Here is a 9,402-nt window from a genome sequence, read left to right on the forward strand (position 1 = left end):
CCCACCTTTGAATCTCCAGCGACTGAGAGAATGGAGTTAAACCAATGTCTGGATTCTGGAACCAAGCCTTCGACCTCACCGGCCGTTGCGCCGTGATCACCGGCGGGGCCGCCGGGATTGGCCTGGCGTGTGCCAGCCTGCTGGCAGAGCGTGGCGCGCGCGTGGCCCTGCTCGACCGTGACCCAGCCGTGGTTGAAGTGGCCGCCAGCCTGGGCAGCGGGCATCTGGGCCTGGCCGTCGACCTGCGCCAGCTCGACCAGGTGCAGAGCAGCATCGATTACGTGTTCGCGCACTTCAAGCGCCTGGATTATTTGGTCAACAGCGCCGGCGTGGTGATGCTCGACAAGGCCATCGATGTCAGCGAAAACGCCTGGGACATCACCCTGGATATCAACCTCAAGGCCAGCTTTTTCGTGGCCCAGGCCTGCGCCCGGCACATGCTCGCCCAGGGCAGCGGGCGCATCGTCAACCTGGCATCCCAGGCGGCGGTGATCGGCCTGGATCGGCATGTGGCCTATTGCGCGAGCAAGGCCGCGATTGTCGGCATGACCAAGGTCCTGGCCATGGAATGGGCGCCGCACATCACTGTAAATGCCATCTCCCCCACCATCGTCGAAACCGCCCTGGGCAAGAAAGCCTGGGCCGGTGAAGTAGGCGAACGGGCCAAATTGCAGATCCCGGCGGGCCGTTTTGCCCAGCCGGATGAAATCGCCGGGCTGGCGTTGTACCTGCTCAGCGACGCAGCCCAGATGATCACCGGCGCCAATATGGTGATCGACGGCGGCTACAGCATTCAGTAATCCATCTATTCGTCGTGAGGTCTGTCATGTCCACCGCTACCGAACGTACCGCCGAACAACTCCATCCGGTAATCCCCAAGACCATGCAGGCCGTGGTTTGCCATGGCCCGGAAGACTATCGCCTGGAAACCGTCGATGTACCGACGCCAGGCCCCGACGAGATCCTGACCAAGGTCGAGCTGTGCGGCATCTGCATGGGCGATATCAAGACCTATCGCGGCGCGCCGTCGTTCTGGGGCGACGCCGAGCAGCCGCGCTACGTCAAGCCGCCGATGATTCCCGGGCATGAGTTTGTGTGCCGCGTGGTCGCCCTGGGCCCAGGCGCAGAAAAGCGTGGGGTGAAGGTCGGCGACCGAGTGATTTCCGAGCAGATCGTGCCGTGCTGGGGCTGCCGCTTCTGCAACCACGGCCAGTACTGGATGTGCCAGAAACACGATCTCTACGGCTTCCAGAACAACGTGCAGGGCGCCATGGCCCAGTACATGATTTTCACCAAGGAAGGCATCATCCACCAGGTGCCCGACTCCATCGAGCCAGACGAAGCGATCCTCATCGAACCCCTGGCCTGCTCGCTGCACGCGGCGGAACGGGCCAATGTGGATTTCGACGACGTGGTGGTAGTCGCCGGCGCCGGCACCCTGGGCCTGGGGATCATCGGCGCGGTGCGCATGCGCAACCCCAAACGCCTGATCGTGCTCGACATGAAACCCGAACGCGCCGAACTGGCCCTGCGCATGGGCGCCGACGAAGTCTGGAACCCGGCCGAGGTCGATGTACTGGCGAAAATCCGCGAAATCACCGACGGTTATGGCTGCGATATCTATATCGAAGCCACCGGGCACCACAAGGCGGTGAACCAGGGCCTGGCGATGCTGCGCAAGTTGGGACGCTTCGTCGAATTCAGCGTATTCAACGACGAGGCCACGGTAGATTGGTCGATCATTGGCGACCGCAAGGAACTGGACGTACTCGGCTCGCACCTGGGCCCTTACATGTACCCACGGGCCATCGACTTTATCGGCAAGCGCAAGATCGACATGCGCGACGTGGTCACCCACAAGTTTGCGCTGGCGGATTTCAAGGAGGCGTTTGCGGTGATGGAGCGTGGGGACAAGTCCTTGAAGGTTGTGCTCGAACCCTAAAACACCCCAACCGCTTTTTACTGTAGGAGCGAGCTTGCTCGCGAAAAACCTGAGGGCGACGCACTCATCCAGGTAGCCCGCGTTAGCGTTAACGTTTTTCGCGAGCAAGCTCGCTCCTACAGTTAGTTGCTCACAACAAGAACAGGAACCCGCGTTATGAATCGAGTCATCAACGATCCGGACCAAGTGGTCGAAGACATGTTGCGCGGCATTCTGGTCGCCCACCCGGAGCTGCGCCAAAGCGACAGCAACCCCCGTGTGATCAGCAAGGCCAAGCCCTCCGGCCAGGGCCGCGTAGGTATCGTCACCGGCGGCGGTTCCGGCCATGAACCGGCGTTTCTAGGCTATGTCGGCCCCGGCCTGGTGGACGCGGTGGCCGTCGGCGAAATCTTCTCCTCACCCACCGCCAAGAGTTTTTTCGATGCGTTTCGCGTCGCTGATCACGGTGCCGGCGTGGCCTGCCTGTACGGCAACTATGCCGGCGACAACATGAACGTGAAGCTGGCAATGAAAATGGCCGCCAGCAAAGACATGCGGATCCGCACCGTGGTCGCCAACGATGACGTGGCGTCGGCGCCCAAGGCCGATATCGCCAAGCGGCGCGGGGTGGCCGGGGAAATCTTCATGTGGAAAATCGGCGGGGCCGCCGCCGCGCAGCACTATGACCTGGACGGGGTAATCCGCGTCGCGCAGAAGGCGGTCGATCACTGCCGCTCCATCGGCATCGGCCTGACGCCCTGCACCATTGCAGCGGTGGGCAAGCCGAACTTCCAGATCCCGGACGGCCAGATGGAGTTGGGTATCGGCCACCACGGCGAACCCGGGATCGAGGTGATCCCGATCGAATCCGCGGCGGCCATGGCTCAACGCATGCTGGCACCGATCCTCGCCGACCGCGATTTCAGCCAGGATGACAGCGTGGTGGTGCTGGTCTCGGGCCTGGGCGCGACGCCGGTGATGGAGCTGTACATCTTCTACGCCGAAGTCGAAAGCCAGCTCAAGGCCAAGGGCCTGAAGATCCATCGCTGCTACGTCGGCAACTACTTCACTTCCCTGGAAATGATGGGCGTGACCCTGACCCTGCTGGGCCTGGATGCCGAGCTGAAAACCCTGATCGACCAACCTTGCCGCTCCATCGGCATGACCCAGGCGGAATAAACCATGAGCCAGCATTTTTCCACCCACGACGGCAGCGCGATTGTCACCGACCTGGTCAGCGTGATCGTCGCCAACCGTGAATACCTCAGCGAAGTTGACGGCGCGATTGGCGATGGCGACCACGGCATCAACATGGCCAAGGGCTTTGCCCATTGCGGCCGTACGATCGAAGGCCGGCAACTGACCCTGGCCGAGGCCCTGGATGAACTGACCCTGAGCCTGATGGAAGGCATCGGCGGCTCCATGGGCCCGCTGTATGGCAGCCTGTTTATCGGCATGGCCGACGAGGTGCGTGGCAGCGGCAACATCGACGCCGCCACCTTCGCCCATCTGCTGCGCGGTGGCCTGACTTCATTGCAGGACATCACCGAAGCCGGCGTCGGCGATAAGTGCCTGATGGACACCCTGATCCCGGCCGTGGAGGCATTTGAGCGGGCGCAAGCGGCGGGTGCGTCCTTCAGCGACGCCCTCGACGCGATGAAAAGCGCCGCCGCCCAGGGCCGCGACTCGACCAAGGACCTGGTGGCCAGGATCGGCCGGGCCAGCCGCCTGGGCGAACGCTCGCTGGGGGTGCTGGATGCCGGGGCGGTGTCCTGCTGTCTGATCCTCACGCAACTGGCAGACTCGATCCAGCCGCGCCTGGCCCGGTAGGAACCGGATTGCCGGCAGGCGATTTTAAGATTGCCGTCGCCGGCAAGCCGGCGCCTACGGGGTGGGGTTTTGCTTGATGTGCTGGATGTAGCGCGCCACCGCCGGGGCTTTTTCAAAGCGCCGGTAAATCAGCGACAGCCACGACGATGCATCGCTGCCCTGGAGGGTGCGGTAGTGCACACCCGGCAGGCTGACATGCCCCACCACCGACTCCGGCACCACCGCCACGCCCTGCCCCAGCGACACCAGGGCAATCACCGCCACCAGGCCGCCCGGCTGCGGTCCCAGGCGCGGGGCATAGCCGCCTTGTGCGGCCACCTGCAAGGTGCCGCTGATTTGCTCGGGCAGGATGAAGGTCTCGTTCTGCAAGTGCGCGCAGGTGATCGCCTTCAACCCCAGCAGCCACGAGCCCTGGGGCAGCGCCAGGACAAAACCCTCACTGCCCAGGCGCAGCGCCTCCACACCGTCGGGCAAGGTCATGGGTGAGCGAATGTAGCCAATGTCGTAGCGCCCTTCGGCCACCAGCCCCGGCAACAGCGCCATGGGGCTTTCCCGCACGCTGAGGCTGACATCGGCAAACTGCGCGCAAAACCCCTGCACCTGGCGTTGCAATACCCCGGAATACACCGCCGACGCGACATAGCCCAATTCGATATGACCGATCTCGCCACGCCCGGCGCGTTGGGCATTGCGCTGGGCGAACTCGAACTGGCGCACGGTGCTTTCGGCTTCACCCAGCAACGCGCTGCCCGCCTCGGTCAGGCTCACGTCACGCTGGCGCCGGATAAACAGGCGCGTGCCCAGGGCACGTTCCATATCCTGGATCTGCCGGCTCAACGTCGGCGGGGCAATATCCAGTTGCTCGGCGGCACGCGTGAAATTGCGGTGCCGGGCAACGGCCAGGAAGTAGCGGAAATGACGTATTTCCATATAAGGATTAGCTCAAAGGTAATGATGTGCTTGGCTTCGGCTAACAGAACCACCGGAAGTTGACGTTAAGCTCAGGGACGCCCACAGTAGAGAACCCTCATGATGCCCGTCAAATCCAGCTTGCCTGTTGCCTGCCAGGTAATCACGCCATGAGTCGGGTCAGCCCACGCCTTACCCTGTTGACCGCCTCCGGGGTCTGTTCGCTGATTGTCCTCGACACCAACATCGTCGCGGTGACCCTGCCGACCATTGCCCGCGACCTGGGCGCCAATTTCGCCGATATCGAATGGGTGGTCAGCGCCTATATGCTGGCCTTCGCCGCCCTGCTGTTGCCGGCCGGGAGCATTGCCGACCGCTTCGGCCGCAAGAAGACCCTGGTGTGGGGCCTGGGTATTTTTATCCTCGCCTCCCTGGGCTGTGGCGCTGCGCCCAGCGTGCTGCTGCTGGATATTGCCCGCGCCGTGAAGGGTGTCGGTGCCGCACTGCTGCTGACCTCGGCCCTGGCTTCCATCGGCCATGCCTTTCACGATGAGCTGGAACGGGCCAAGGCCTGGGCGTTCTGGGGGGCCTGCATGGGCGTGGCGATGACCGCCGCCCCAACCCTCGGCGGCCTGATTACCCATTACATGGGCTGGCGCTGGATTTTCTACCTCAACCTGCCGGTGGGCCTGGCGTTGCTGGCGCTGGTCCTGCATGCCATCCCGGAATCGCGCGACAGTCAATCGGCGCGCCTCGACCCTTGGGGCAGCCTGACCTTCAGCGCCAGCCTGCTGTGCCTGATCTGGGGCCTGATCGAAGCCAACCGGATCGGCTGGGACAACCCACTGACCTATGCGCGGCTGCTCGGCGGTGCGTTCCTGCTGGGCCTGTTTGTGCTGGTGGAGCGCGTGCAGCGCCGGCCAATGGTGGACCTGCAACTGTTCCAGTACCCGCGATTTATCGGCGCGCTGCTGGGGATGTTTGCCTACGCCGGGTGCGCCCAGGTGATGATGACGCTGCTACCGTTCTACCTGCAAAACGGCCTGGAGTTTTCTGCGATTGCCTCGGGCCTGGGAATGCTGCCGTTTGCCCTGACCATGCTGATCTGCCCGCGTATCGGCGCACGCCTGGCCAACCGCTTCACCCCCGCGACCATGATGGCGACCGGGCTGGCCCTGGTGGGCTGCGGCAACCTGTTCAGCGCCTGGGCGGTCAGTGTCGGCGGTTACCTGCCGTTCGCCCTGGCGATAGCCGTGACCGGCGCCGGTGCCGGCCTGCTCAATGGCGACACCCAGAAAAACATCATGGCCTGCGTACCGAGGGACCGTGCGGGCATGGCCTCGGGCATGAGTACCACCATGCGTTTCAGTGCGATCATGTTGGCGATTGGGGTGTATGGCGCGCTGCTGGCCAGCCATAGCGAGCATCTGCTGCACGCCAGCCTCGGCGCGCAATGGCAGGCCCAGGTACCGGGGATTGCCTCGCGGGTGGTGGCCGGGGATATGCCAGCGGCCATGGCGCTGCTGCCGGAATCGGCGCAGGGGCCGGTGCAACCCTTGGCATGGCAGGCATTTGTCGGTGGGTTTGGCAGGGTGTTGTGGGTGGCGGGGCTATTGAGCCTGCTGGGAGCGCTGGTAGTAGGCCTGTTGATGAGGCACCCGATTCCGCTGCAGCAGCCCGTAGCCCCAGTCAAGTGAGCGTCAGCAAGATCCCGAAGCTCACCAGCAATGCGCCAAAAATCCGGTCGATCCACTGTCGCGCGGCCAATAACCTGGCGCGCACCGCCCCGGCGGAGAAGCACAGTGCGACGAGGCTGAACCACACCACATGTGCTCCAGCGATAAATAGCCCGTACCCGATTTGTGCCGTCACAGCGGTGTCCGGCCGTACGACTCCCATGAACAGACTGACGATGAAGATCGATGTCTTAGGATTCAACGCATTTGTGAGAAATCCCGTACGCAGCGCTCCCAGATCAGACATGGCGGGCGGTGGCGCATCCGACGGTTCAGTGGCCGGCCCGGAACGAAGCATCTTGATGCCCAAGTAGACGAGATAGGCCGCTCCAGCCAGCTTCAACACATTGAACAACCAAGGCGTTTGTTGCAGCACCAAGCCCAATCCGAGCAGCGTGTAGCACACGTGAACAAGCACCCCCAGGCCAATTCCGACAGCGGTGAGCACGCCCGCCCTTCGAGACAGGAGCAATCCGTTGCGAGACACCATGGCGAAATCCGGCCCTGGACTGATGCACGCCAGTAGTGTGATGGTGATTACTGCTATCCATTCGCCCATGCTGTACCCTTTGAATTCTTGGTGGTGTAGGGCAATATTTACAGATCCTATGCCTTGGTAAAAACGATGATTTCTGAAGCAAATGGTGACTACAACTCACTGACTTCTGAGACTCGCATGCCGTCTCTGCTGGCATTGCGCTGCTTCGAATCAGCCGCACGCCTGGAAAACTTCGCCCGCGCAGCTGACGAGTTGCACCTGACACCCGGGGCCATCAGCCGAGCAGTGCGCCTGCTTGAGGAGGATTTGGGCGTCGACCTGTTCGAGCGGCGTGGTCGCAGGGTGTTTTTAACCGATGCCGGAAGACGCCTGGCAAAAGCCACCAGTGAGGGGCTGGGGTTGATGACCCAGGCCGTTCGCGAGATACGCACCGACGCCCGTCGAGCTCGCCAGCTCGTCCTGTCCTGCGAGCCCACGCTGTTGATGCGCTGGCTGATCCCTCGCTGGAGCGACTTCCAGACCCTTCACCCAGGCCTGGACATTCACCTGGTTGCTGGCGGCGGCCCCTTCTCATTCAACCAGGGTATCGACCTGGCCATCCGGCGCGACGATTTTCCCTGTCCTCCCGGCTACCATACCGAGACGCTATTCCCAGAGCAGGTCGGCCCCGTATGCCGGCCAGAAAAGGCAGATCAGTGGTTTGGCAAAAATCGCAAATCCCTGCTCCCCTCTGCCCCGCTACTGCAAACAGCTAGCCGGCCCACGGCTTGGCACGAATGGGCTTACGCAAAGCAACTGCCTGTTCCAGAAGTGGAAATGCAATCTTTCGAGCACTTCTATTTCAGCATCCAGGCCGCCGTTGCAGGCCTTGGGGTAGCCATCGGCCCATGGCACCTGGTGCGCGACGATATCCAAAGCGGTGTGTTAGCCGCGCCATTGGGCTTTGTTGAAGATGGCTCGCGGTACTGCCTGCTATCGCCTACAGCGCCAAGGCCCGGTAGCGTGGAGATGGCGCTACTTGAATGGTTGCAAACTGTGGGGTGAGATGTCTGGGTGTTCAGTCATACCCCGGCGAACTAGCCAACTAGCCAACTTGCCGAACGCGAAGCCCCTAAATAACAGGCGATAGAAAAGGACATACCGTGCTTATCGTATTCAGCGGCCTTCCCGGCACCGGCAAAACCACAATCGCCAAGGAGCTTGCGGCTAAAACCGGCGCCGTTTACCTGCGGATCGATACGATTGAGCAAGCGATCCGCAACTGCGCAGTTCTTGCACAAGACGTGGGGTCCAGCGGCTATAGGGTCGCGAATGAACTTGCCCTGAGTAATCTTCGCCTTGGCCACACGGTCATCGTTGACTGCGTAAACCCTGTAAGCGAAAGCCGAATAGCCTGGAGCGAAATCGCCGTAAAGGCGGGTATCGAGTTATTCAATATTCAAGTGATTTGCTCTGATAAAAATGAACACCAGCAGCGGGTGGAAACCAGGAAGAGTGATATTGCGGGGCTGATCCCACCCACCTGGCAGTCTGTGCTGGATCATGAATACGAAGCCTGGGAAGAAGCTCCGTTTTGCATAGATACTGCGCTGGTTTCACCGGCGCAAGCGCTCTCGATGATCACCGACCGATTACTGTCTTAGCGGGTAATGGCGTCTATAAAGCTTCAAACTTAGGATTGATGCACAGCGACTCTGGAGATGCATATGGACTTGGCAACACTCGCGTTATTCCTGCCCGCATGCTTTGCGCTGAATATGGCGCCAGGGCCCAACAATCTGCTGTCTATCAGCAATGCAACCCGCTATGGCTATCGCACATCCTGCATGGCCGGCGTAGGTCGCTTGCTGGCGTTCGCAATCATGATCGCACTTGCCTCGGCGGGCTTGGCCGTGGTGTTGCAAACTTCAGAGCTAGTCTTTTACGGGATCAAAATAATTGGCGCGGCTTATCTTTTCTACCTGGCGTATCAACTGTGGAACGCCGCACCGCAAGTAGCAGCCGAATCCGAAACCCCTCAGGTGGGACTGTGGGGGTTGGCAAGACAGGAATTCCTCGTGGCCGCCGGCAACCCCAAAGCCATTCTGATCTTTACCGCGTTCTTACCTCAATTCGTTGACCCAGCGGTAGACGTGGGCTCCCAGTTCACGCTGCTGGGATTGCTGTTCCTGGTATTGGAATGGATTGCCATTGGCATCTACGCATACATCGGACTGCACATGCGCCGCTGGTTTACCCAGCCTCGAGGCAAGAAGATTTTTAATCGTTGCTGCGCGGGTTTGTTGTCCGCAGCTGCCTCGATGTTATTGATAGCGCGGCGTGGGTGAGTCTCATCAACAAAACAAAAACGGGACAGATTGATCTTCAAGCGGACGCAAGCTGAATCGCCCCGGGTTTTCTAGACACTCTCAAGGCTCGCTGCGTAACGCTTTTCAAACTCTACCGGTGACAGCTGATTGTTGAAACTGTGGCGTCGTTTTGGGTTGTAAAACATCTCGATGTAATCG

At 61.3% G+C, this 9,402-nt stretch carries 11 protein-coding genes; 8 read left to right on the top strand and 3 right to left on the bottom strand.

Features of this window, described 5'->3' with window-relative positions:
- Positions 1 to 44 precede the first annotated feature (44 nt).
- From AC19YY_RS29310 to dhaL, 4 genes are all read left to right on the top strand, one after another.
- A complete protein-coding gene (locus tag AC19YY_RS29310) occupies positions 45 to 800 on the top strand; it encodes an SDR family oxidoreductase (RefSeq protein ID WP_169956586.1) in 756 nt (251 codons plus the stop codon).
- A 26-nt stretch (positions 801 to 826) separates the two neighbouring features.
- On the top strand, positions 827 to 1,942 hold the full coding sequence (locus AC19YY_RS29315) for an MDR/zinc-dependent alcohol dehydrogenase-like family protein (RefSeq protein WP_432754296.1): 1,116 nt from the start codon (positions 827 to 829) through the stop codon (positions 1,940 to 1,942).
- Positions 1,943 to 2,098: 156 nt separating this feature from the next.
- Entirely contained in the window at positions 2,099 to 3,100 is a 1,002-nt protein-coding gene (locus tag AC19YY_RS29320) for a dihydroxyacetone kinase subunit DhaK (RefSeq protein ID WP_169956588.1), read from the top strand.
- 3 nt (positions 3,101 to 3,103) lie between these two features.
- Complete coding sequence (gene dhaL / locus AC19YY_RS29325; RefSeq protein ID WP_500605209.1) at positions 3,104 to 3,751, top strand: dihydroxyacetone kinase subunit DhaL; 648 nt, start codon at positions 3,104 to 3,106, stop codon at positions 3,749 to 3,751.
- Between the two features lie 54 nt (positions 3,752 to 3,805).
- Here the strand turns inward: dhaL and AC19YY_RS29330 are convergent, their stop codons facing one another.
- A complete protein-coding gene (locus tag AC19YY_RS29330) occupies positions 3,806 to 4,681 on the bottom strand; it encodes a LysR family transcriptional regulator (protein WP_169956592.1) in 876 nt (291 codons plus the stop codon).
- A gap of 149 nt (positions 4,682 to 4,830) precedes the next feature.
- Here AC19YY_RS29330 and AC19YY_RS29335 point away from each other — a divergent pair, with 149 nt between their 5' ends.
- The gene (locus tag AC19YY_RS29335) at positions 4,831 to 6,357 is read left to right on the top strand and encodes an MFS transporter (protein WP_500605210.1); all 1,527 of its coding nucleotides are present in this window, start codon (positions 4,831 to 4,833) and stop codon (positions 6,355 to 6,357) included.
- On the opposite strand, the gene AC19YY_RS29340 is transcribed toward AC19YY_RS29335, so the two are convergent.
- The gene (locus tag AC19YY_RS29340) at positions 6,350 to 6,955 is read right to left on the bottom strand and encodes a LysE family translocator (RefSeq protein ID WP_169956596.1); all 606 of its coding nucleotides are present in this window, start codon (positions 6,953 to 6,955) and stop codon (positions 6,350 to 6,352) included. The two genes, AC19YY_RS29335 and AC19YY_RS29340, sit on opposite strands and share 8 nt — an antisense overlap.
- 66 nt (positions 6,956 to 7,021) lie before the next feature.
- Here AC19YY_RS29340 and AC19YY_RS29345 point away from each other — a divergent pair, with 66 nt between their 5' ends.
- The 3 genes from AC19YY_RS29345 (at position 7,022) to AC19YY_RS29355 (ending at position 9,222) form a co-directional block, all read left to right on the top strand.
- Positions 7,022 to 7,939 carry a LysR family transcriptional regulator gene (locus AC19YY_RS29345; protein ID WP_500605211.1) on the top strand — a complete coding sequence of 306 codons (918 nt, stop codon included), beginning with the start codon at positions 7,022 to 7,024 and terminating at the stop codon, positions 7,937 to 7,939.
- Positions 7,940 to 8,037: 98 nt separating this feature from the next.
- Positions 8,038 to 8,538, top strand: coding sequence for an AAA family ATPase (locus AC19YY_RS29350; RefSeq protein ID WP_169956600.1), 501 nt, complete (start codon positions 8,038 to 8,040; stop codon positions 8,536 to 8,538).
- 63 nt (positions 8,539 to 8,601) lie between these two features.
- A complete protein-coding gene (locus AC19YY_RS29355; protein ID WP_170041165.1) occupies positions 8,602 to 9,222 on the top strand; it encodes a LysE family translocator in 621 nt (206 codons plus the stop codon).
- 71 nt (positions 9,223 to 9,293) lie between these two features.
- Here the strand turns inward: AC19YY_RS29355 and AC19YY_RS29360 are convergent.
- Positions 9,294 to 9,402, bottom strand: a 109-nt coding sequence (locus AC19YY_RS29360; protein ID WP_138762977.1) for an IS3 family transposase, incomplete at its 5' end; no start/stop codon positions are given.

It is taken from the genome of Pseudomonas sp. MF09156 (assembly GCF_059862305.1).